The sequence below is a fragment of the Kytococcus sedentarius genome (assembly GCF_041937525.1).
In the GTDB taxonomy this organism is placed as follows: domain Bacteria; phylum Actinomycetota; class Actinomycetes; order Actinomycetales; family Dermatophilaceae; genus Kytococcus; species Kytococcus sedentarius_A.
The window spans coordinates 1,793,721-1,814,708 of sequence record NZ_CP169391.1 but is presented as its reverse complement, the minus strand read 5'-3'; the positions used below and the strand labels follow the sequence as shown (position 1 = coordinate 1,814,708).

20 protein-coding genes are annotated in these 20,988 nt (G+C 71.8%); 8 read left to right on the top strand and 12 right to left on the bottom strand.

Annotated features, from left to right (window positions below):
- Positions 1-94: 94 nt before the first annotated feature.
- Positions 95-1,462: an MATE family efflux transporter gene (locus tag ACEY2A_RS08430; RefSeq protein ID WP_374928158.1), complete on the bottom strand. Its 1,368-nt coding sequence runs from the start codon at positions 1,460-1,462 to the stop codon at positions 95-97.
- Between the two features lie 140 nt (positions 1,463-1,602).
- On the opposite strand from ACEY2A_RS08430, the gene ACEY2A_RS08425 reads away from it, so the two are divergent.
- From ACEY2A_RS08425 to ACEY2A_RS08410, 4 genes are read left to right on the top strand one after another with little or no spacing between them, the layout of a single operon-like run.
- On the top strand, positions 1,603-3,210 hold the full coding sequence (locus tag ACEY2A_RS08425; protein ID WP_374928157.1) for a phenylacetate--CoA ligase family protein: 1,608 nt from the start codon (positions 1,603-1,605) through the stop codon (positions 3,208-3,210).
- Positions 3,207-3,674, top strand: a complete 468-nt coding sequence (locus ACEY2A_RS08420) for a DUF4188 domain-containing protein (protein ID WP_374928156.1) — start codon at positions 3,207-3,209, stop codon at positions 3,672-3,674. Before ACEY2A_RS08425 ends, ACEY2A_RS08420 begins: the two co-directional genes overlap by 4 nt.
- The gene (locus ACEY2A_RS08415) at positions 3,664-4,770 is read left to right on the top strand and encodes a GNAT family N-acetyltransferase (RefSeq protein ID WP_374928155.1); all 1,107 of its coding nucleotides are present in this window, start codon (positions 3,664-3,666) and stop codon (positions 4,768-4,770) included. The genes ACEY2A_RS08420 and ACEY2A_RS08415 overlap by 11 nt, the downstream gene beginning before the upstream one ends.
- On the top strand, positions 4,767-5,729 hold the full coding sequence (locus ACEY2A_RS08410) for a hypothetical protein (RefSeq protein WP_374928154.1): 963 nt from the start codon (positions 4,767-4,769) through the stop codon (positions 5,727-5,729). Before ACEY2A_RS08415 ends, ACEY2A_RS08410 begins: the two co-directional genes overlap by 4 nt.
- A gap of 13 nt (positions 5,730-5,742) precedes the next feature.
- Here the strand turns inward: ACEY2A_RS08410 and ACEY2A_RS08405 are convergent, their stop codons facing one another.
- From ACEY2A_RS08405 to ACEY2A_RS08390, 4 genes are read right to left on the bottom strand one after another with little or no spacing between them, the layout of a single operon-like run.
- A complete protein-coding gene (locus ACEY2A_RS08405; protein WP_374928153.1) occupies positions 5,743-6,168 on the bottom strand; it encodes a ChaB family protein in 426 nt (141 codons plus the stop codon).
- A 35-nt stretch (positions 6,169-6,203) separates the two neighbouring features.
- Positions 6,204-7,193: a sucrase ferredoxin gene (locus ACEY2A_RS08400; protein WP_374928152.1), complete on the bottom strand. Its 990-nt coding sequence runs from the start codon at positions 7,191-7,193 to the stop codon at positions 6,204-6,206.
- On the bottom strand, positions 7,190-8,485 hold the full coding sequence (locus tag ACEY2A_RS08395; RefSeq protein ID WP_374928151.1) for a cupin domain-containing protein: 1,296 nt from the start codon (positions 8,483-8,485) through the stop codon (positions 7,190-7,192). Before ACEY2A_RS08395 ends, ACEY2A_RS08400 begins: the two co-directional genes overlap by 4 nt.
- Positions 8,486-8,794 carry a BatC protein gene (locus tag ACEY2A_RS08390; RefSeq protein WP_374928150.1) on the bottom strand — a complete coding sequence of 103 codons (309 nt, stop codon included), beginning with the start codon at positions 8,792-8,794 and terminating at the stop codon, positions 8,486-8,488.
- A gap of 395 nt (positions 8,795-9,189) precedes the next feature.
- On the opposite strand from ACEY2A_RS08390, the gene ACEY2A_RS08385 reads away from it, so the two are divergent.
- Positions 9,190-11,790 carry a replicative DNA helicase gene (locus ACEY2A_RS08385; RefSeq protein ID WP_374929986.1) on the top strand — a complete coding sequence of 867 codons (2,601 nt, stop codon included), beginning with the start codon at positions 9,190-9,192 and terminating at the stop codon, positions 11,788-11,790.
- Between the two features lie 66 nt (positions 11,791-11,856).
- On the opposite strand, the gene ACEY2A_RS08380 is transcribed toward ACEY2A_RS08385, so the two are convergent.
- Positions 11,857-13,170 carry a hypothetical protein gene (locus ACEY2A_RS08380; RefSeq protein WP_374928149.1) on the bottom strand — a complete coding sequence of 438 codons (1,314 nt, stop codon included), beginning with the start codon at positions 13,168-13,170 and terminating at the stop codon, positions 11,857-11,859.
- Positions 13,171-13,318: 148 nt separating this feature from the next.
- Positions 13,319-14,158, bottom strand: coding sequence for a spermidine synthase (locus ACEY2A_RS08375; RefSeq protein ID WP_374928148.1), 840 nt, complete (start codon positions 14,156-14,158; stop codon positions 13,319-13,321).
- Positions 14,159-14,209: 51 nt separating this feature from the next.
- Between ACEY2A_RS08375 and ACEY2A_RS08370 the strand changes: the two genes are divergently transcribed.
- Both ACEY2A_RS08370 and ACEY2A_RS08365 read left to right on the top strand, forming a co-directional pair.
- A complete protein-coding gene (locus ACEY2A_RS08370) occupies positions 14,210-14,554 on the top strand; it encodes an ArsR/SmtB family transcription factor (RefSeq protein ID WP_374928147.1) in 345 nt (114 codons plus the stop codon).
- Positions 14,551-15,456 (top strand): SRPBCC family protein, encoded by a 906-nt coding sequence (locus ACEY2A_RS08365; protein WP_374928146.1) that lies wholly within the window; start codon positions 14,551-14,553, stop codon positions 15,454-15,456. Before ACEY2A_RS08370 ends, ACEY2A_RS08365 begins: the two co-directional genes overlap by 4 nt.
- A 19-nt stretch (positions 15,457-15,475) precedes the next feature.
- Here ACEY2A_RS08365 and ACEY2A_RS08360 read toward each other — a convergent pair whose 3' ends face one another.
- From ACEY2A_RS08360 to ACEY2A_RS08340, 5 genes are all read right to left on the bottom strand, one after another.
- Positions 15,476-16,306 carry an HNH endonuclease family protein gene (locus ACEY2A_RS08360; protein ID WP_374928145.1) on the bottom strand — a complete coding sequence of 277 codons (831 nt, stop codon included), beginning with the start codon at positions 16,304-16,306 and terminating at the stop codon, positions 15,476-15,478.
- Positions 16,307-16,376: 70 nt separating this feature from the next.
- Positions 16,377-17,141 (bottom strand): maleylpyruvate isomerase N-terminal domain-containing protein, encoded by a 765-nt coding sequence (locus tag ACEY2A_RS08355; protein WP_374928144.1) that lies wholly within the window; start codon positions 17,139-17,141, stop codon positions 16,377-16,379.
- A 72-nt stretch (positions 17,142-17,213) separates the two neighbouring features.
- Complete coding sequence (locus ACEY2A_RS08350; protein ID WP_374928143.1) at positions 17,214-17,555, bottom strand: DUF2200 domain-containing protein; 342 nt, start codon at positions 17,553-17,555, stop codon at positions 17,214-17,216.
- Between the two features lie 27 nt (positions 17,556-17,582).
- On the bottom strand, positions 17,583-19,058 hold the full coding sequence (locus ACEY2A_RS08345) for an HNH endonuclease signature motif containing protein (RefSeq protein ID WP_374928142.1): 1,476 nt from the start codon (positions 19,056-19,058) through the stop codon (positions 17,583-17,585).
- A gap of 210 nt (positions 19,059-19,268) precedes the next feature.
- Positions 19,269-20,330: a biotin/lipoate A/B protein ligase family protein gene (locus ACEY2A_RS08340; protein WP_374928141.1), complete on the bottom strand. Its 1,062-nt coding sequence runs from the start codon at positions 20,328-20,330 to the stop codon at positions 19,269-19,271.
- 176 nt (positions 20,331-20,506) lie between these two features.
- On the opposite strand from ACEY2A_RS08340, the gene ACEY2A_RS08335 reads away from it, so the two are divergent.
- The gene (locus ACEY2A_RS08335; protein ID WP_374928140.1) at positions 20,507-20,983 is read left to right on the top strand and encodes a hypothetical protein; all 477 of its coding nucleotides are present in this window, start codon (positions 20,507-20,509) and stop codon (positions 20,981-20,983) included.
- The last annotated feature ends 5 nt before the right edge of the window (positions 20,984-20,988 follow it).

Below are 20,988 nucleotides of genomic sequence, written 5' to 3'. Positions count from 1 at the left end.
GTGAGTCGAGGCCCGGGCACGATGCGGTGAGCTCCCGCATCGTGCCCGGTGCACCTCAGGTGGGGGCGCGAGCGTGCGCCGCCCGGTGCAGCGCCTACTCGCCGGTCACCATCCACGCCGTGCCGCGGGCGCGCCACAGCAGGGCCGCCGACCGCAGCACCATGAACGCGGCGAACGCGCCCCAGAGCCACCACATGGCGTTGACCGGGTCGATGCCGCTCGGCGGCAGCTCGTGCACCGCCCACACGATGGGCAGGTAGGCCACCAGCACCGAGGTCTGCGCCCACGCCAGCCAGCGGGCGTCGCCGGCGCCGATGAGCACCCCGTCCAGCACGTACGCGATGCCCGCCACCGGCGTGGCCAGGCCCACCAGCACCAGCGCCGTCGAGAGCGCCGCCTGCACCTGCGGGTCCTCGGTGAACAGCGGCGGCAGCACGTCCTTGCCCAGCACCATCAGCGCACCGAGCGCCACACCACCCCAGATGCCCCAGCGCGTCATGGTGCGCGTGGCCGAACGGGTGCCGGCGGTGTCCCCGGCCCCCAACGCCTTGCCGGTCAGCGCCTGCGCCGCGATGGCCAGGGCGTCCAGCGCGAAGGCCAGGAAGCCCCACAGCGTCATGGCCACCTGGTGTGCGGCCAGCGACACGTCCCCGAACCCGGCGGCCAGCCAGGTGGTCAACAGGATCACCCCGCGCAGGCTCAACGTGCGGATCAGCAGCGGCACCCCGCCCAGCGCGGCGGTCAGCACCCCGCGGGGCGTGAACGCGGTGGGGGCGGCGTGGATCCGCACGTGCCACCACACCAGGGCCAGCAGCCCCGCCGCCATCCCGGTCTGCGCGATGACCGTGCCCCAGGCGGCCCCCGCGATGCCCCAGCCCAGCCCGAAGATGAACCACGCGTTGAGCGCCGCGTTCGCCCCGAAGCCCAGCACGGCCGCCACCAGCGGGGAGCGCGTGTCCTGCAGCCCCCGCAGCACGCCGGTCACCGCCAGGGTCACCAGCATGGGTGGAATGCCGATGGCGGAGATCCGCAGGTACATGACCGCCTCGCCCGAGGCCGCCCCGGAGGCGCCGAACAGCCCCACGATGCCGGGTGCCCACACCGCGGTGACGGCAGCGGTGGCGCCACCGAGAAGGAGGGCCAGCCACACCCCATCGATGCCGGCGGCCAGCGCCCCGCGCGTGTTGCCGGCGCCCAGCCGTCGGGAGACCACGGCGGTGGTGCCGTAGGCGAGGAAGACGAACAGCCCCACAGCGGTCATCAGCGCCGCGCTGGCCACTCCCAGCCCGGCGAGGGAGGCGGTGGAGACCCGGCCGATCATCGCGGTGTCGAGCAGCAGGAAGAGCGGCTCGGCGATGAGGGCGAAGAAGGCCGGCACCGCCAGCGCCAGGATCTCCCGGGACTGCGACACCGGCCTGCCGGCGGCGGCCGCGGTGTCGGCGGCGTCGGTGGGCGGAGGCATTCCGTGATGGTCCCACCCCCTGGCAGGAGGCGCGGCCGCCGGGGCGGGGGACGCGTCATCCTCTGGGGGTGTTGTCCGGGCCCACGGCGGCGACCATGATCGCAGCAACGGGCCGAGCGCCGGCCCGGATGGGAGCAGTCATGTCAGTCCGCGAGGTGGCCCGCAAGGCCTGGTTCTCCGCCCCCGCGACGGCCGTCCGCCGCGGCACCCTGCGGGCCGGGGCCGCTGCCCTCACCCGCACCTACAGCCTGTACAAGGTGCACCCGGCCGCGTGGCGGTTCACGGCCACCAACTACCAGCCGTGGATGGGGGACTTCGCCCGCTTCCATGCCTGGATGGCCTGTCAGACGGGTTACCTGCGGGTGCCGGCCTACCAGCAGTACCTGGCGGAGCACGACTGGGAGTTCCGCTGGTGGGACCTGCAGAACTACCCGGTCACGGACAAGGACTCCTACGTGGTGCGCTTCGACGAGGCCTCCCGTTGCCGCGACGGCGAGCTCACCATGCGGGGCACCCTGGTGGACGAGTCCTCCGGCTCCTCGGGGCGCCCGTTCAACTGGGTGCGGGGCCGCAACGAGCTGGCGGACATCCACCGCAACCTGGCCGGCTTCACCGCGATGATGCACCGCGGGGAGCGGCTGTTCGTCATCAACGCCTACTCGATGGGGGCGTGGGCCACGGGGACGAACACCGGCATCGCGATGGCGAAGATCGGCATGGTGAAGAACACCGGGCCGGACCTGGACAAGATCATCGACACCATCGAGCACTTCGGCCCGGGGTACACCTACCTGGTGGCGGCCTACCCGCCCTTCCTGAAGGACCTGCGCGACCGGCTGGACGCGGACGGTTTCGACTGGGACGCCCACACCCTGCACGGCCTGGTGGGTGGCGAGGGCATGACCGAGGGCCTGCGGGACTACTGCGAGGAGCGCTTCGCCACGGTGCGCTCGGGCTACGGCGCCTCGGACCTCACCATCGGCATCGGCGGGGAGACCGACCTGACCGTGTGGCTGCGCCGTGCGCTGGTGGACGACCCCGAGCTGCGCGACGCGGTGCTGGGCCCCGATGAGGACCGCACGCCCATGATCTTCCAGTACAACCCGCTGGAGACCTTCCTGGAGACCACCGAGGACGACCACCTGGTGTGCACGCTCACCTCCACGGCGGTGCTCAGCCCCAAGCTGCGCTACGACATCGGTGACGAGGCCAAGCTGCTGGACTGGCACGACCTGCGCCGCATCCTGCGCCGTCACCCGCGCTGGTCCGAGCCGGCCGGCGAGGCCTTCCGGCGGGCGCCGATGAAGCTGCCGCTGCTGCTGCTCTACGGCCGGGCGGACTCCACGGTGTCCTTCATGGGCGCCAACATCTACCCGCAGGACGTGGAGAACGGGCTGTACGAGGACTCCGCGCGGGCCGCCTCGATCGCCGCGTTCACCGTGGGTCTGGAGCCGGTGCCGGGCGATGCGGTGGCGCAGCGCCCCGTGCTGCACCTGGAGCTCCGGGAGGGGGCCGACCTGCCCGCCGCCGAGCGGGAGGCGCTCGCCGAGTCCGCGCGTGCCGGGGTGGTGGGCTACCTCGCGCGGGTGAGCCGCGACTTCGCCGAGTCGCTGGAGGAGAGCGAGCGTGCCGGCGAGATCTCCGTGGAGGTGCACGATGCGGGGACCGGCCCCTTCGCCGACACCGGCGGCCGCATCAAGCGCCGCTACCTGCGCGCCGAGCCGACGCCGACCGAGGAGACCCGATGAGGACCACCGACTTCAGCGCTGCCCCCGCCAAGGCGCAGGCGACGGCCATGTTCATCGGTGCCACGCGCTACAACGGGCCCCTGGCCTGGGCGCGCCTGACGCCCAAGTGGTTCGCCATGGTGCGCGACATGAAGCGCATGCCGGGCTACTGCGGCCACCAGGTCTTCTGGGAGGCGCCGTGGACGCTGGGCACCATCGGGTGGTTCGCCACGCGGGACGACATGATGCGCTTCGCCCGCACCGGCACGCACCGCGAGATGATGCAGTGGGCCACCGACGGCACCCGGAACGCCACCGGGGGGTGGATCCGCCTGTACACGGTGGACCCGCACGGCTACTCCAACGGGGTGTGGCGCGCGGAGGACGGGGTGATGGACCACATCGAGCACTTCACCCCCGTGGCCGATGAGGTGAGCGGCCCGCCCGTGCGGCGGCGGGCGATCGGGGGCAGCGATGCGGGTTGATCCGGTGCGCTCGCGGGCCGACCTGCGGGCCTTCTGTGAGCTCCCGGTGGGCCTGCACCCGACGGAGCACTACGTGCCGCTGCTGGAGGACACGGTGCGGGCGTGGCACCGCGGTGAGGGGCCGCACACCGACCACGGCGAGGTGGAACTGCTGCTGGCGCGGGATGCCTCCGGGGAGGTGGTGGGTCGCACCACCGTGCACAGCGATGACCGCATGGACGCCCGTCTCGGCACGGCGGCGACCCTGCTGGGGGCCACGGAGTTCGCCGGCCCCGAGGCCTTGGGCGCCCTGGTGGAGGCGGCATCCGAGCGGGCCCGGCGGGACAGTCGTTCGGTGCTGCTGGGGCCGGTGTCGCTGCTGCCCAACCAGACCGGGGGAGTGATCACCTCCGGGCACGACGAGCGGGGCTTCGTGGACTCGCCGTGGAACCCGGACTGGTACCCGGCGGCCTGGGAGGACTGCGGTTTCCAGCCGCTGTGGCCGGGTGCCACGTGGATCTGTGAGGGCCTGCAGAAGCGCGACGTGCGCGACGACCTGGGCGAGCCCGAGCCGTTGCCGCCCGGGGTGGAGCTGCACCACGGCAGCCGTCGTCACCTGGCCGACCAGCTGCCGGTGCTGCGGCAGATGCTCAACGCCAGCTTCGCGGAGCTGCCCTACTACACACCCATCTCCGCGGCGGAGCTCGAGACGGCCACCGACGGGCTGTCGCACCTGCTGGACGAGTCATTGCTCATGTACCTGACCGATGCGGGCAAGCCGGTGGCGTTCGTGCTGGTGGTGCCGGACATCTCCCGCTTCGTGCAGCACACCGGGGGCCGGCTGCCCTGGTACCAGCAGCTGCGGCTGCTCGCGGCGCGTTCGCACTACCGGCGCGAGGCCGTGCTCATCATCAAGGGGACCGTGCCCGAGGCGCGTGGGCGGGGACTCATGCGGGCGCTCCACCGGGAGCTGTTGGTGAACCTGCAGGCCGGGGGCTACGAGACGCTGCGCGTGACGCAGGTGGGGCAGGAGAACGAGGCCTCTGCGGCGCCCTTCCGGGCCATGGGTGGCAGGCCGTTGCACGACGTGACCTTCTACCGCAAGGAGCTGCTGTGAGCAGGCCGGCCGTGCAGGTGCTGGCCCGCCGGGACGACTGGCAGCGCGCCCCCAGCGCGCACAACACGCAACCGTGGACGGTCGAGGCCACGGGGGATGCCCGGCTGGCCATCGGCTGGCAGGCCGATCGCACCCTGCCCGCGGGTGACCCGACCGGGCGCGACCTGCTGCTCTCGCTGGGGTGCGTGGCCGAGGCGCTGAGCGTGGTGGCTGCCGACCTGGGCTTCACCGCGCACGTGGACTGGGCCGTCGACCGGGAAGCGCGCCGCGCCGGTGTGCTGACCCTGGCGGAGGTCGAACACTCGGCCGACCTGCTGGCTGGGGAGTTGCTCGTGGCCCTGCGCCATCGCCGCACGGCCCGTGGGGTCCACGACCAGGAGCCCGTTGCGGACGAGGTGCACGCGCTGGCCGCTGCTGCCGGTGTGGAGGCCGCGGTGCTGCCCGGTGCGCTGGTGGACGAGCTGCTGCCGGTGGCCGACCGGTGGAGCATGGAGGGCCCTGCGGCCGACGAACTGGCCGGCTGGCTGCGCCTGGACCCACGCGACCCGCGCTACACCACCGACGGGCTGAGCGACCGGGCGCTGGAGCTCAGCCGCCCGGAGGCGGTCGGTCTGCGGTGGGCGATGAGACCCCGCATCGCGCCCGTGCTGCGGCGGGCGGGGGTGATGCGGCTGCTCGCGCGGCAGGCGACCGTGCGCCCGGTGGGGACGGTGGTGGCGCTGACGGCGGGGTCCGAGCCGTCCGACGAGGAGCTCACCGACCTCGGGCGACGCCTGCTGCGGATGTGGCTGCTCGCCGACCGCAGGGGCTGGTGTGCGCATCCGCTCAGCCAGCTGCTCGACTGCCCGGAGACGGCGCGTGAGCTGGAGGGGAGCGTCGGCTCGCGGCCGTATGCGGTCTTCCGCCTGGGCCGCCCCGGGGCACGCCCGGTGCGCAGCGCCCGGCTCACGGACGGCTGAGGGGCGAGCCCGCTCAGTTCTCGCGGGCCTTGCGGGTCTCTCGCTCGCTGGCCTTCTGGAGCGCCTCCACCAGCTCGTCCTTGGTCATGTCCGAGCGGCCGTCGACGTCGAGCTCCTTCGCCTGTTCGTACAGGTGCTCCTTGGAGGCGTTGGCGTCCACCCCGCCGGCGGTGTCTCCCTGCGGGTTCGGCCCGCCCTCCTCGGAGGCGTCGTCCGAGGGGTCGTTCTCGGGCTTCGGCTCCCAGTGGTCGCCGACCTTCTCGTGGGTCTGCTTCACCGCGGCCCAGGCCGTGCGGGCGGCACGGGACTCGTCGTCGTACTGCTCCAGGGCGGAGTCGTAGGCCTTGGCGAAGGTGTCCTGGGCCTTCTGGTCCGAGCGGTCCAGGGTGTCCGGGATCTCGCTGGTCTTCGCGTGGTCGTCCTTGCCGGTCTTCGGCATCTGGTCCTCCTGGGTTGGATGGGATGGGGCGGGGTTCAGCCGGCCCGCAGCGACTCCACCACCGGCAGGCGCATCGGGGCCGGACCGGCCGCCCGACAGGTGAGCCGGTGTGGCTCGGTGGTCACGGTGCGGCCGGTGGCCTGCACGGTCTCGCCGCGCACCGTGAGCTCCACCTGCCAGCCCTCCTCGGTGCCCGACTGGCGGAACACGGCCACGTCGCCCCACCGCATCGGACCGAGCTCGCGCAGGGCGGCGGCCACGGACGCCTGTGCTGGCGGGGTGAGGCCGCACCGACCGCGCAGGCGGGTGGGGTCCACGGTGCCGGCCAGGTGGGCGCGCAGGTCGGCTACGGCGGTCTCGGGGTCGGTGCCGCCGTAGATGGCGCCGTCGGGCAGCAGCACCACGTTGGCGGCGAACCGGTCGCCGCCGGTGTGGGTGCACTCCCAGACGGCGTCGGGCCACTCGGCGGCCAGGGCGGCGGCCACCGGTCGGCCGCGGACGGCGCAGCACACGTCCTTCAGGCCGTGCGTGCAGACCATGACGATGCCGGGAGCACCGTCAGGTGCCGCGCTCGCCCCGGTGCCAGCGCCCGCGTCGGTGCCAGCGCTCACCCCGGTGCCAGCGCCCGCGGGCCAGTCGCGGAACGACTCAGCCGCGCACACCAGGTCCCCGTCGCTGCGGGCGGTGCCCCACAGCATCGGGAACGGCTGGTCGGTGTCCACCAGGCAGAAGCGCCGGGACGGGTGCCCCGGTTCGGGGCGGGCACCGGGGCGGCGGATCAGCATCAGCCGGGCGCCGGCGGCCTCCAGCCGGGTGCGCAGCTCCTCCTTGGCCTGGTCGTAGCAGTCCAGTCCCTCCCAGGCGTTGCGGCCCCAGTCGCCGTTCTGCTCCACCAGGAACCAGCGGCGGGCGGGTGGGGCGGTGCCCACCATCGTGTCGCCGCGTTCCCGGGCGGCATCCGAGCAGCGGGAGGCAGCGGGGGCGGTCCGGCCGGTGGGGTCCACGGGATCGGTTGCGGCGGTCACGGGGCGACCACCACCACACCCCGGCGCACCAGGTCCTGCACCACGGGCAGGTCGGCCGGCAGGTCGCTGACGCGGACCCGTCCGGCGGGGGCGTCACCCACCTGTGTGCCCGTCGCCACGCCCGACCGCGCACCCTCCTGCAGCGCGTCCACCACGGCGCGGGCGTCGTCGTCGAGGTCGAACCAGCCCAGCCGGGTGTGCAGCCGTTCGGGGCGCGCCGGGTCGTCCCCCATCTCGAGGCCACCGCGCAGCGCAACCACGCTGTCCGCATCGAGCCCCTCGGCGGCGGCCAGCTGGGCCAGCGGCGGGGCCGGGTCGGGGCGGCGGGCGGCGCGCACGGGGGTGCGGAACGAGCGGGCGAGCTGCTCCGCATCGAGGGCGTCGACCGCCTCGTGCAGGGCGGTGCGCAGTTCATCCAGCGTGGTCGACACCACCTGCGGGTCGTCGGGGCGGGCGCCGAGCGGCAGGTTCGCGCGCACCCGGGCGTCGTCGCGCAGGCGGGAGCGCACCGCATCGAGCGCGGCGTCGGCCACGTGGTCGGGGGTCCAGCTGTGCACGCCGATCGTCAGGTGGGCGCTGATGCCACCCAGCGCCTTGGCGGCGTGGATGGTGCCGCGCGGCAGGTACAGCACGTCGCCCGGCTCCACCTGGGCATCGATGAAGGGAGCGTCCTGCTCCGCGCGGCGCGCCACCGCGTCGCGGGCGGTGTCCCACGGCTGGTCGCGCAGCGGGTGGGCGACGACGGGCTCGTGGAGGGTCCAGTGCTTGGTGCCGTGGACCTGGAGCACGAAGACGTCGTGCACGTCGTAGTGAGCGGAGAAGCCCTGATTCTGTGGCGGCGTGATGTAGGCATTCACCTGAACTGGGTGGCCGAGGTCGGCCTCGAGCTCGCGGGCGAACTGGGCGATGGGCGGCCAGGTGCGGTGGAGACCCTGCAGCACGATGGTGGCGCCGTCGGCGAAGAGGGAGCGCACGCGGTCCTCGTCCACCTGGTCGCTGGCGCCTGCGCCGGTGCCGCCGCTGCGGGTGAAGCGGCTGGCGGGCAGGGTGTTTCCCTCCTTGGCCATGCGCAGGAAGGGGGTGCGCAGGCCGCGGTGCGTGAGGAGCTCGTCCACCGCATCGAGGGAGAAGAGGTCGGTGAAGGTGTCGTCACCGCGGGAGGTGTGCGGGACGTGCGTGGGGGTGGTGCCCCAGGACCGCTCGGCGAAGTCGGCCGGGTCTGCTGCGAGCAGGCGGCCGAGCGCCGGGCGGTCCTGGGATGCCGGGGAGTCCCCGGTGGGTGGGGTGGTCACTCAGACCGCGGCGCCGTCGGCCGGGCCGTGGGCGCCGGAGTCGGCACCGCCGTCGGCACCTGCGTCGCCGGCGCCACCGTCGGCACCACCGTCGCCTGCCGCGCCATCTGCGCCGCCGTCGCCAGCGGCACCATCACCGGCAGCGCCGTCTGCGCCACCGTCGCCAGCCGCGCCGTCCGCGCCACCGTCGCCAGCGGCACCGTCCGCGCCGCCGTCGCCTGCCGCACCGTCACCGGCGGCACCATCCGCACCGCCGTCGCCGGCGGCCAGAGTCGGGTCGAATTCGTCGTTCTTCGGGGCGTCCGTCATGGTTCCTCCTTCTCGACGGCCCCGCGTCTCGGGGCCAGGCGCCCAGTCTGGTGCAGGGCACCTGCACCTTCAACAGGGGACGCCGGCTGAGGGGCCACGAGTTTTCGTGCACAGTCCGTGGATGCCCGGACTGCCCCCCACAGTGCGGATTACGCCACCGTGACCCAGGGCCCTCCACGCCTTCCCCCACAGGGTCATCCACAGCCTGTGGGGAGACGCACATCATCCGTCCACAGGTGAACCCACAGGTTTGTCCACAGGCGATCTTGTGGCTGTCGGTGGTGGGGCTTACCTTGTGTGCGCGCCCGCAGGATGGGGGTCCGCCTGGGTGCCGACGAGGGAGATGGTCAGTGAGCGATCACGAGTACGAGCCGCCGCCGGACGACGGGCCGGGCATGGACCGCATGCCGCCGCAGGACGTGGATGCCGAGCGCTCCGTCCTGGGCGGGATGCTGCTGAGCAAGGACGCCATCGCGGACGTCCTGGAGCTGGTGCGCGGGGTGGACTACTACCGCCCGGCGCACGAGCTCATCCACGACGCCATCCTGGACCTGTTCGGGCGGGGGGAGCCGGCGGATGCCATCACGGTGGCCGACGAGCTGACCAAGCGGGGCAACCTGCAGCGGGCGGGTGGGCAGGCGTACCTGCACCAGCTGATGCAGGCGGTGCCGACGGCGGCGAACGCTGGCTACTACGCCGAGATCGTGGCGGAGCGGGCCATCCTGCGCCGCCTCGTGGAGGCGGGAACCCGCATCGTGCAGATGGGGTACGGCCAGGGTGGGGGTGAGGTCGAGGACGTCGTCAACGCTGCGCAGGCCGAGGTCTATGCGGTCTCGGACAAGCGGGGTGCGGAGGACTACCAGGTCATCGGGGAGATCTTCGATGCCACGGTCGACGAGATCGAGCACGCCTCGGGATCCGCGGGCGAGATGATCGGTGTGCCCACCGGCTTTGCGGACCTGGATGCGCTGACCAACGGTCTGCACGGGGGGCAGATGATCGTGGTGGCGGCTCGTCCGGCCATGGGAAAGAGCACCATGGGGCTGGACATCTGCCGGTCGGCGAGCATCCAGCACGGGCTCACCTCGGCCATCTTCTCGTTGGAGATGAGCAAGACCGAGATCGTGATGCGCATGCTCTCGGCGGAGGCGTCCATCCAGCTGCAGAAGCTGCGCAAGGGTGAGGTGGACGAGCACGACTGGGCGAAGATCGCCGAGACCCAGGGGCGGCTCAGTGTGGCGCCGCTGTTCATCGACGACAGCCCGAACCTGTCGCTGATGGAGATCCGCGCCAAGGCACGGCGGCTCAAGCAGCAGCACAACCTGCGCCTGGTGGTGATCGACTACCTGCAGCTGATGACCTCGGGCAAGAAGGTGGAGAGCCGTCAGCAGGAGGTCTCGGAGTTCTCGCGTGCGCTGAAGCTCCTGGCCAAGGAGCTCGAGGTGCCGGTGATCGCCATCTCGCAGCTGAACCGTGGACCGGAGCAGCGGACGGACAAGAAACCTCAGATGAGCGACCTGCGTGAGTCGGGCTGCCTGCCGGCCGACACCCGGGTGCTCCGGGCGGACACCGGTGCGGAGGTGAGCCTGGGTGCGCTGTTCGCGACGGGTGCCACCGACGTGCCCGTGTGGGCCCTGGACGACTCGATGCGGTACGTGCGGCGGCACCTGACCCACGTGTTCCAAACCGGCACCAAGCCGGTGTTCCGGTTGACGACGACCTCGGGCAAGACGGTGCGCGCCACGGCCAACCACCCCTTCCGCACCTATGACGGGTGGACTGCGCTGGAGGACCTCCGGGAGGGGCAGCGGATCGCTGTGCCACGCCACGTGCCGGCGCCGCACGACCTGACCGAGTGGGACGACGCGGAGGTGGTGCTGCTGGCCCACCTCATCGGGGACGGGTCGTTCGTGAAGCGGCAGCCGATCCGCTACGCCAGCATCGATGAGGCGAACCTGGCCGCGGTGACCGAGGCGGCGGAGCACTTCGGGGTCACGGCTGTGCGTGACGACTACGAGGCGGCGCGGTGCACGACGCTGCGGCTGCGCTCACCCCATCGGCTGGCGCGGGGGCGCCGCAACCCCATCGCGGCCTGGCTGGACGAGCTGGGGCTGTTCGGGGCGCGGAGCCACGAGAAGTTCGTCCCGGAGGCGGTGTTCTCGCTGCCCAAGGCGCAGATCGCCCTGTTCCTGCGTCACCTGTGGGCGACGGACGGGTCGGTCACGGTGAACAAGAGCGGGAAGGGTGGGCGCATCTACTACGCATCGACCTCCCGTGAACTGATCGATGACGTGTCGCGCCTGTTGTTGCGCTTCGGCATCTCGAGCCGGGTCGGGTCGGTGACGAAGGGCGACTACCGACCGGGGTACACGCTGGACGTCTCGGGCAGCAACAGCCAGCGCCGGTTCCTGCAGGAGATCGGGGTCCACGGTGAGCGTGGTGAGGCTGCCGAGCGCCTGCTGGGGATCGTGCGCGAGCTGACCGCGAACACCAACGTGGACACGGTGCCCAAGGAGGTGTGGGGCGACGTGCGCGAGGCCATGGCTGCGCAGGGCATGACCACTCGGCAGTTCCAGCGGGAGCTGGGCACCCAGTTCTGCGGTAGTGCCCTGTACAAGTCTGCCCCGTCGCGGGAGCGCCTGGCGAAGGTGGCGGGGATCCTGGACTCGGCCGAGCTGGACCTGCTGGCCACGAACGACGTGTTCTGGGACGAGGTCCGTGACATCGAGCTGGAGGGTGTGGAGCCGGTGTTCGATGCGACGGTCGCCGGGGCGCACAACTTCGTGGCCAACGGCGTCGCGGTGCACAACAGCATCGAGCAGGATGCCGACATGGTGATCCTGCTGCACCGTGAGGAGGCCTACGAGAAGGAATCACCCCGAGCGGGTGAGGCGGACTTCATTGTTGCCAAGCACCGAAACGGTCCGACCGACACCATCACCGTGGCCTTCCAGGGTCACTTCAGCCGGTTCAAGGACATGGCCCAGGGCTTCTGAGCCCCACAGCAAGAGGCCTCGCCCCCCATCAACGGGGGCGAGGCCTCTTGTGTCCCGGCGCGCCGGTCAGCAGACGTTCTCCTCCATCCCGCGCCAGCTGGCGATCTTCCAGTCCTCGCCCTGGTTCCGGACGGCGAAGATGTGCGCCACCAGGCCCTTGCCCTGCGTCAGCGGGTTCTCCGGGTCCTCACCCTGCGAGCCGTCCGGCAGCTCGCGGTGGTAGTCCCCGGTCCAACAGACGTCGATGGCGGCGTGGTCCTGCCGCTCGGGCATCTCGTAGTCACGGAGCAGCACGCCCCGGAGCAGCTGGGCCGAGCCGGTGCCGACCAGTTCGCCCTGGGGTCCCGCCGGCTTCGCAGCGCCCTTGTTGAAGGCCTCGGCGATCTCGTCGGTCAGCAGCGCAGCGTCCTCGGGCGAGAGGGTGGTGGCTCCCGGAGCCATGTTCGAATCGACCAGTGCGTCAAAGGTCTTCGCGATTTTCTCGTACTCGGCGGCGGTGTCCGGGTTCTGCTTCAGACCCGGTTCCTCCCATGCGTCCTGGCCGGGTAGGGGGCAGGTCTCCGGGAGGCGGTGGTCGTTGATGTCCGTGACCTTCCACCGGCCGTCGATGCGCTGTGCTGACACGGTCTCGACCATCGAGTGATCCTCCACCGGACCGTCGTTGTCCGGGTGGTGGTAGGTCATCCCCTGGCGGGTGCAGACGTCGAACTGGACGAAGCCCTCGCTGCGGTAGGCGCCCTCCAGGATCACCGCGTCCTCGCCTCCCTCGAGGTAGTCAGCGCCCCGCGAGGAGAGACGCTCGTTCTTCTCCTCGATGACGTCCTCGGTCGCCACCTGGGTCGCCGTCCGCGGCAGCTTCCTGACCTCCTTGCCCAGCGTCATCTCCTCCAGGGTGTTGTAGGCCTTGAGTCCGGCAGCGAAGTCGGCCTCTGCTGCGGGGCCCTCCACCTCCTGGGTGGCCGGCCGCTGCACCCAGTCGCTCCCGGTGTGCTCATCGCCCGAACCCTCCTGGGGGTCGGCCTCGGCCTCCGATGCGGAAGCGTCGCCCTCCGTGGACGAGTCGCCCTCCGTGGGATCCCCAGCAGGCGAGGTCTCGCCCGAGGTGGAGTCCCCCGTCGGGCTCTCCGAAGACGCTGAGTCCGCCGTCGAGGCCGAGTCCGCGGGCTGAGTCGCGGAGGTCGAGTCCGACGCCGACTCCGCCGAGCCCGACGTCGAACCCGTCTCTGCGCTGGTCACGCTCGACTCCTGCTCTCCGGCAGCCTGTTCCGCGGTGTCCCCGGGGGAGCAGGCGGCCAGCGAACTGGCAGCGAGCACCACCGCGGCCGAGCGCAGCAGCGCAGTGCGGGCGCGAGGGCGGGGCGTGAGGGGCTGGCGGGTCATGGTTGCTCCAAGGTCTCCGCGGCCGGCAGCGTGCGGGCCGCAGTCGGTGACGGGTGCGTCGCCGACACTAGGAGCGGAGCCGGAACCCGTGCGTGCGGTTGTCCACAGGCTGCCCGCCGGGCCCGTCAGGGGGGCAGCCCGTCGCCCCTCAGCCCGCTCGCTCGGCCAGCGCCGCCGCCTCCGCCGGCTCCAGCACGGCCGCTGGGTGCGGCCCCGCAGCGGCCAACCGTTCCCGCATCCCCGCCACGCCTGACCCCACCGCCAGCACCGCGTTGCCCAGCGCCAGCCGGTCCAGCATTCCCGCGTCAGCCAGGACCCAGCAGCCGTCGAGCCCCACCGCGTCGGCTGCCTCGCCGAGCGCCTCGATCTGCCCCGCCAGGAAGGCCAGCCCGTCGTCGTCGCCCACGTTGACCAGCAGCACGCCGCGCTCGGTGAGCAGGTCCAACAGCTCCAGGTGGAAGTCCGGCCCGGCCAGGTGCTCGGTGCCGGGGGTGTCGCTCGGCACGTCCAGCACCACCACGTCGAAGCGCTCGTCGGCCAGGTCCGCCACGGCCTCGCGCGCGTCGGCCACCACCGAGCGCAGGTCGGTCCCCTCGGCCAGCGGCAGGGCGGAGGTCACGAAGCCCACCAGCTCCGCATCGATGTCCACCACCACCTGGGGCGAGCCCGGCCGCGTCGCCTGCACGTACCGCGGCAGCGTCAGCGCGCCGGCGCCCAGGTGCAGGACCGCCAGCGGGGCACCCGGAGGAGTCACCGCATCGATGACGTGGGCGATCCTCCGCAGGTACTCGTACCGGATCTCGGTGGGGTCGGTCGGGTCGACGTGGGACTGCACGTCGTCCCCGATGTAGAGCTCGTACCCGCCGCCGAGGGGGTCGGTCTCGATGCGGGCGAGCTCACCGCTGGTGCCCAGCCGGATGCGTCGGTGTGCGGGGGAGCTGGTGGCGCCCGGTGGGTCCGGGGAGTGGGGCGGGGTGGGTTCAGGCACGGCGCCAGTGTGCCCCAGTCACATATCAGAGTTCGCTGATATCATCGAGACATGAACTCCTTCGCGCTCCTTGCCGACCCGGTCCGCCGGCGCATCATCGAGGTCGTCAGCGAGGAACCCCGTGCGGCCGGCGAGATCGGCCACGTGGTGACCGGCGAGTTCGGCATCAGCCAGCCGGCCGTCTCCAACCACCTGCGCGTCCTGCGGGACGCCCGGGTCGTGCAGGTGGAGCCGCAGGGCTCGCGCCGCATCTACGCGCTGACCCCCGGTGCCCTCGATGACGTGGCTGCCTGGGTGGAGCGCTACTCGCGCCTGTGGCCGCAGCGCCTCGACGCACTCGACACGGAACTGGCCCGCGGCCGCCGGGCCGCGGCTTCGCAGGAGGAAGCGTCATGACCACCCAGCTCACCCGGGCCCTCATCGGGTCACCCGACCGGCCGGAGCTCACCTTCCGGCGCACCTACCCCGTCACGTCGGCCGAGCTGCGGGAAGCGTGCACCGACCCGGGCCGCCTGGCCCGGTGGTTCGGCAAGGTCGAGGGCAACCCCGCCGCCGTCGGGGACCGCTTCACCGTCCAGCTCAGCGAGGAGCTCGACGACCGGGCCGTCGGCCGGGTGGAGGCGTGCCTGCCCGACGGATTCGAGGTCTCCTGGAGCTGGCAGCAGGAGCGCGTCAGCCGCATCGTCGTGCGGATCTCTCCCGTATCCGAGGGGGCGGAGCTCACCGTGCGCCACGCCTTGGCCGAGCCCGAGCACGCCGGCGGCTACGGCGGCGGCTGGGAGTCGATGTTCGCGGTGCTCGATGCGTCCCTGGCGGGGGTGGCGGAGCCGCAGGTCGACCCCGCCGCCGAGGAGGCCGCCGTGGCCACCTGGGGCACGTTGGGTGCCCACCCGCTCGCGCTGGAGCACTCGTTCGACGCGCCCCTCGATGCGGTGTGGGCCGCCTTCGCCTCTGCCGGCGGACTGCGCAGGTGGTGGTGGTCGCACTGGCCGGACGTCAGCATCGAGGCCGACGTGTGCCCGGGTGGGCACTACCGCATCGAGGCGCCCGAGGCGGGCGTCGTCCTGAGCGGGACCTACCTCGTCGTCGACGAGGGGGAGCGGCTGGCGATGACCTGGGAGTGGGCCGATGCGGACGGGCACAGCCGGGATGAGGCGGTGGACCTACGCTTTGCGCGCCGGGGCGAGGGGACCATGGTGGCGGTGTGGCACACCGGGCCGTGGGGGGACGACCAGCCAGCCGAGGGCTACCGGCAGGGGTGGGAGTCGACCCTCAGCCAGCTGGATGCCGTGGTGTGAGCCGGTGGGGCTGGATGCCTCAGGCCTTGGTGACGCGCAGGGTGACGTTGGCGCACTGCTTGCCGTAGCGGGTCAGGGCGGCCTGCTCGCGGGCGTCCACCGAGAGGTTCCAGCGGATCTTCACCGCCACCCAGTCGTTGATGTACTTGCAGCGGTTGACCTTTGGCATCCACGCCTCGGGGCCGTAGGCGCGCTTGGCCTGGTTCACCGCACGGGACTGGGCGTTGAGGCTGCGGGGGTCCCCGAGGTCGTTGTAGAAGCGCACCCGCTTGGCCTTGGACCAGTGGCGGGCGCCGGATCCCCAGGCCTCGGCAACGGGCACCAGGTGGTCCACCTCGAGCTGCAGGGCATTGGTCTGGGTGCGGTTGTCAAGGGTGGTCACCCAGCGGCCGCGGAGCACCTTGCAGCGGCGCTTGGAGGTGTAGGTGACGGCCCGCTTGGACTCGGCGATCAGCACCTCCGCGCGGGTGTTCTGGCAGTCGCGGTTGGTGTCGGTCCAGTGACCGAACTGGCGGTCGCGCGAGTAGCCGGCGTTGTTCTCCTTGGCCACGCGCAGGCTCTTGATGGCCGTGCGCAGCGGGGCGCGGTAGGTGCGGCCGGAGGTCTGGAGAGAGGCCGACGGTGCAGCGGCGATCTCGGTGGTGGCCGTGGTGGCGCCGAAGGCCATGGCTGCCGTGGGTGCGGTGGCGGGCTCGGTGCTCGTGGCGCTCACGGCGGCCTGGGGCGTCGGTGCGGCGGCCGGCTCTGTCGTGGCGTGGGCCGGCGTGAGGGTCGCGGCGACCACGGCCAGGCCGGTCAGGGTGCGCGTGGTGAGCTGTGCGCGACGGGAGGTGGGGGAGAACAGGGCCATGGGGGCTCCAGGTGCGAAGGGCGATACCCGGATGGATCGCGTCGCTGGATCCTAGCGCCTGATTGACCCGTCACACACTCAGTGGGAACCCCTCCGGGTGGGGGTGCTCCGCGGGCCATGGGCGACGCCCGAGGGCGGCCAGGACGGCGGCCTCGTCCGGCATCGATGCGGGGAGCTCACCACCGATGGCCTCGACCGTCCGGCGGGCGTAGTTCGCACCGACCGGGGCGGCCGGAAGGGCGCGGGGTTGGGTGCCGGCGGTGCCGGCCGGATCGCTGGCCTGTGCGGACAGGTCCAGGTCCCACTGGTGGATCGCCAGCTCCACCACCCACGACCCGACGAAGTCGCCGGCGGGCAGGACGTGCCCCTGGAAGGGGACTGGCTGGTCGGCCTGGCTGGCCACAGCAGTGATGGCGCGGGCGGTCGCCTCCCGCAGCCGCTCGACCGTGCCAGAGGGGCGGGCACTCGCCGACGCCGTGCGGCGGAGCCACATGATGCCGGGGACGGGGTCGTCCGCCTCCGAGCCGGAGGCGCCATCGGCATCGTCCGTGGCGTCCCCCTCGCCAGAGGCGCCCTGAACGGGTGACACGAAATCCCCCCAGTAGCTGGCGGCGTCGCGGTCAGGGGTGTCGGTGGTGGTGCACCCGGCAGCGGCCGCCATCTCGTCCAGACCCACACGGACGTGCTCCACCAGCTCCAGCCGAGCCCACCCGCGACAGAGGGAGGGGTCCAGGAGGTCGAGCTCCGACAGGGCGCTCACCGCATCGAGGAACTGCTCGGCCTGCTGCGCGAACAGGGAGCGGGCCTCGGCCAGGGGGAAGCTCAGGGGGTCCACCGCATCGAGGCTACGGCCGGAGTGGCCCTGGCGCAGGCTGTGGCTCAGGTGCGGAGGGGCGGTGGCTGCCCCTCAGGCACGCAGGATCTTCTCCATCGGGCGACCCTTGGCGATCTCGTCGACCAGCTTGTCCAGGTAGCGGATCTTCTGCATCAACGGGTCCTCCACCTCCTGCACCTTCACGCCGCAGACGGATCCGGTGATCAACGACGCGTTGGGGTTGAGCGTCGCCGCCGCAAAGAAGTCCTCGAAGGTCGTCCGGTCCTCCAGGTGCTTGTGCAGGGTCTTCTCGTCGAAACCCGTGAGCCACTCGATGACCTCGTGCAGCTCCTCGACCGTGCGGCCCTTCTTCTCGACCTTCGTCACGTAGTGCGGGTACACCTCGGCGACGGGCATGGTGAAGATCCTGTGCATGGGATGACGGTACTCGGGGTGCTGCGCTCAGAAGTCCCGGTAGTCCAGGGGTTCGCTGGTGTACTCCTTGCCGGCCAGGCTGGTCCAGGTCAGGGTGCCACCGGCATCGCCCGAGACCTCCCACTGACGTTTCGTCTTGCGAGTGTGACCGCGGCGGGAGAGCGACTGCAGGTTGTCCTCGGTGGTGGTGCCACCGTCCTCGAAGGGCTCGATGTGGTCGAGCTCGCACCGCTCCGCCTCGGTGGCACCGAAGCTGCCCGAACCGGGGTCCCTGGCCACACCGTCGCGAGCCCTGACGAAGCGGGCGACGCTCGCAGTGGGCCGGTAGGTGAACGGCGAGACGCTGAGGGCATGACCGGACATCGGGTCGGCCACCAGTCGTTGCCACACCGATCCCTCACGCACCGCGATCTGCCGTACGTGGTCCGGGTCCAGGTATCCGAAGCCGGGCATCCATCCCAGGGGACTGCCCCGGGGTTCATCGGGCGGGTCGCTCGTCCCCGGTGGGAGGTCGCGAGCGCCCTCCATCAACACGTCCAGCCCGACGACCACCGTGCAGTGAGCCGGCGGCAGGACGGGGTCTCCCACGGTGGGGTAGGGGAGGTAGTCATCGGACACCGTGCCGCAGCCCGTGCGCACAGGCGCTGTCCCTGTAGTCGACGGGCAGGCCGTGGCCTCGGGGGCCTGGCTCACCCGCGACGTTCCAGGCAGCTGGCCCACCAGCAGCAGGTCCAGGTGCAGGTCGCTGCGCAGCTGGCTCAGCGTCCGGCGGTCACCAGCCGCCTTCGCCCGCCGTGCCGCGGCATCCAACCGGCTGTATGCAGCGGCCACCCGTGTCGCCTCGCCGACGACCGTCAGCGACCCGGTTCCGTCCTCGCCCGGCGACGCCCACGAGCCCCGGCCCGCCAGCGCCTCCTCGGCCCCCTTGCGGCGCGCCTCCCGGTCCCTCGCCTCGACCTGCTTCACGCGCTTGGTCAGCATGCGCCGGAAGTCGCTCGCCGACCGCGGGGTGCCATCCCGCATCGGGCGGAACACCGAGTCACCCACCGCCAGCGCGTCGTCCTCCGTGAGGTGTTCGGTCGCCTCGTTCCAGTCGATCACCCGCCGCAGCTCCACCTCGCCCGCCGCCAGCGCCTCACGCCCTCGCCCGCGCCGCGCGGGGGTCGCCCCGGCCAGTCGGACGAGCCCGTAGGTGTACATCCGCGACATGCCCGATGCGGTGGCGAGCTCGTCCACCGTCGCCGAGTCCGTGTCGGCCATCCGGCACCGCGAGATGGGGCCCGATGCGGGACCATCGCCATCATCGAACAGCTGGCCGTCGATCTCGGACCGCAGGGCCACCACCGCATCGAGCAGCCGCACCTCCGCGGCGCGGATGTCGGTCACCGCATCCAGGCAGCGGTCCAGCAGGCGCTCACAGCGCTGGCGAGGGCCGGGTCCCAGCGGCCCCGTCGCCACCCGTCCGGAAGCCCCGCCCGGCGTCTCGGTGCTGTCGAGTCGCATCCCCACCCCCTTGATGCTGCAGAACCAGTGTTTCCCATGGTGCGAACTGATGTATGAAGACTAGAGGAGGCCACCGACAACCTCGTCTCGTTGTCCACAGGCGGCGCGCTCACCCGCATCAGGATGCGGAATTCGGGCACCACGACAAAGGCCGCCACCACGCCGGTTCCCCGGTCGCGGTGGCGGCCCACCCTCATCGGCTCGATGGGGTCACGGGATGCGGTGCGTCCACTCCTCGGTGCTGAACTTGCCGTCCACCAGCTCCTGCGCGGCAGCCAGCTCCTCGGCGGAGTACTCGCGGCGCGTGGTGGCGTAGCGGCTCTCGAAGTGACGCATGAAGCCGTCGATGATCTCCTCGCGCGGCAGACCACTCTGGGTGCGCATGGGGTCCACCCGCTTGTTGGCCGACTTCGTCCCCTTGTCGGACATCTTCTCCTTGCCGATGCGGAGCACCTCCAGCATCTTGTCGGCGTCGATGTCGTACGCCATCGTCACGTGGTGCAGCACCACGCCGCCGGCCAGGCGACGCTGCGCGGCGCCGGCGATCTTGCCCTGCTCGGACGCGATGTCGTTGAGCGGCACGTACCGCGCCTTGATGCCGATCTCGGCCAGGGCGCCCATCACCCAGTCGTCGAGGAAGGCATAGGCGCGCTCGAAGCTGAGGCCCTCCACCAGCGACTCCGGCACCACCAGCGAGTAGGTGATGCAGTTGCCGGGCTCCATGAACATGGCCCCACCACCGGTGATGCGGCGGACCACGTCGATGTCGTGCTTGGCGCGCCCCTCCTCATCGATCTCGTTCTTGTACGACTGGAAACTGCCGATGACCACCAGCGGGCTGTCCCACTCCCAGAAACGGAGGCTCGGGCCCGCCTCGCCACGGGCCACCTTGCGGGCGAGCACCTCATCGAGCGCCACGTGCATGCGCGGGTCCATGCTCACCGGGCCGATGAGGTCGAAGTGGTGGTCCTCCCAGCTGGAGGCCTTGCCCAGGGCACGGCGCACGGCGATGCCCACGGCCTCGGGGGAGAAGCCGATCATCGAGACGTCGTCGCTCAGCCGCTGGCGGATGGCGGTGGCGATGTCGTCCACCGAGCTGTCCACCGGCAGGCCCAGGAGGGCGCCGTTGATGTCCTCCAGCGCCTCGTCGGGCTCGAGGAAGAAGTCGCCGGAGACGAACGCCTCGCTGATGCGGCCCTCCGCCTCGCCGCCCTGGGTCTCGATCTCGACGGCGACCAGCTTGCCGCCCGGAACCTTGTATTCACCACGCATGGGGAGAGCCTATGTGCCGAGCCGGGAGGGGGTTCACCGTGTAGCGCGGTGCGGACGTCCGGCATCGGTAGGCTCCGACGGTGTCGTCACAGCCGCCGTGATCGACGTGGGCAGAGGAGAGGTTTCTCGTGGCATCAACGGGCGTTCTGGGGCAGGTCTCGCACCACGAGATGCGCGTGGAATGTGCCGCCCGGCTGGTGGTGGACGGCAACTACGTCTCGGCGATGCCGGTCTGCCAGGGGGATGACCGCGGCGCCGATGGGGAGGGGCCAGAGCGGGTCCGGCTTGTGGGTCTGGATGCTCGTGGCTCTGTTCCTCGGTTCGCGACGGTGCGGGGCCCGTGGCGTCCGCGCGTCATCGAGGTCGATTCGTGGGAACCCGCCGACTTCGAGGACGTCCAGTGGCGTCCGGCCTCATTCCCGCGCCGGGATGGTGTCGAGACCGAAATCCCGCTCGAGGAGGTGGCCACCGTGCTCAACGACCATGAACGCACCTGGGACCTCCTGGCAACCATTCACGGGCCGGGCCCCAGCGGCTCCCTCGCTCTCCACGTGCTGCGCACTGGGCCGATTCCGGAGATGGATGCGTGGCTGGCCACCCTCCCCGAGGGCCACGTGTTGGTGCAGGACTGGATCCGGCCGCTGAGTCACTGACGGCC

Bases quoted from the DNA above. Each gene is read 5' to 3' on its own strand.
- ACEY2A_RS08430 (WP_374928158.1), bottom strand. From the start codon at position 1,462: ATGCCTCCGCCCACCGACGCCGCCGACACCGCGGCCGCCGCCGGCAGG.
- ACEY2A_RS08425 (WP_374928157.1), top strand. From the start codon at position 1,603: ATGTCAGTCCGCGAGGTGGCCCGCAAGGCCTGGTTCTCCGCCCCCGCG.
- ACEY2A_RS08420 (WP_374928156.1), top strand. From the start codon at position 3,207: ATGAGGACCACCGACTTCAGCGCTGCCCCCGCCAAGGCGCAGGCGACG.
- ACEY2A_RS08415 (WP_374928155.1), top strand. From the start codon at position 3,664: ATGCGGGTTGATCCGGTGCGCTCGCGGGCCGACCTGCGGGCCTTCTGT.
- ACEY2A_RS08405 (WP_374928153.1), bottom strand. From the start codon at position 6,168: ATGCCGAAGACCGGCAAGGACGACCACGCGAAGACCAGCGAGATCCCG.
- ACEY2A_RS08390 (WP_374928150.1), bottom strand. From the start codon at position 8,794: ATGACGGACGCCCCGAAGAACGACGAATTCGACCCGACTCTGGCCGCC.
- ACEY2A_RS08385 (WP_374929986.1), top strand. From the start codon at position 9,190: ATGGACCGCATGCCGCCGCAGGACGTGGATGCCGAGCGCTCCGTCCTG.
- ACEY2A_RS08380 (WP_374928149.1), bottom strand. From the start codon at position 13,170: ATGACCCGCCAGCCCCTCACGCCCCGCCCTCGCGCCCGCACTGCGCTG.
- ACEY2A_RS08370 (WP_374928147.1), top strand. From the start codon at position 14,210: ATGAACTCCTTCGCGCTCCTTGCCGACCCGGTCCGCCGGCGCATCATC.
- ACEY2A_RS08365 (WP_374928146.1), top strand. From the start codon at position 14,551: ATGACCACCCAGCTCACCCGGGCCCTCATCGGGTCACCCGACCGGCCG.
- ACEY2A_RS08360 (WP_374928145.1), bottom strand. From the start codon at position 16,306: ATGGCCCTGTTCTCCCCCACCTCCCGTCGCGCACAGCTCACCACGCGC.
- ACEY2A_RS08350 (WP_374928143.1), bottom strand. From the start codon at position 17,555: ATGCACAGGATCTTCACCATGCCCGTCGCCGAGGTGTACCCGCACTAC.
- ACEY2A_RS08345 (WP_374928142.1), bottom strand. From the start codon at position 19,058: ATGCGACTCGACAGCACCGAGACGCCGGGCGGGGCTTCCGGACGGGTG.
- ACEY2A_RS08340 (WP_374928141.1), bottom strand. From the start codon at position 20,330: ATGCGTGGTGAATACAAGGTTCCGGGCGGCAAGCTGGTCGCCGTCGAG.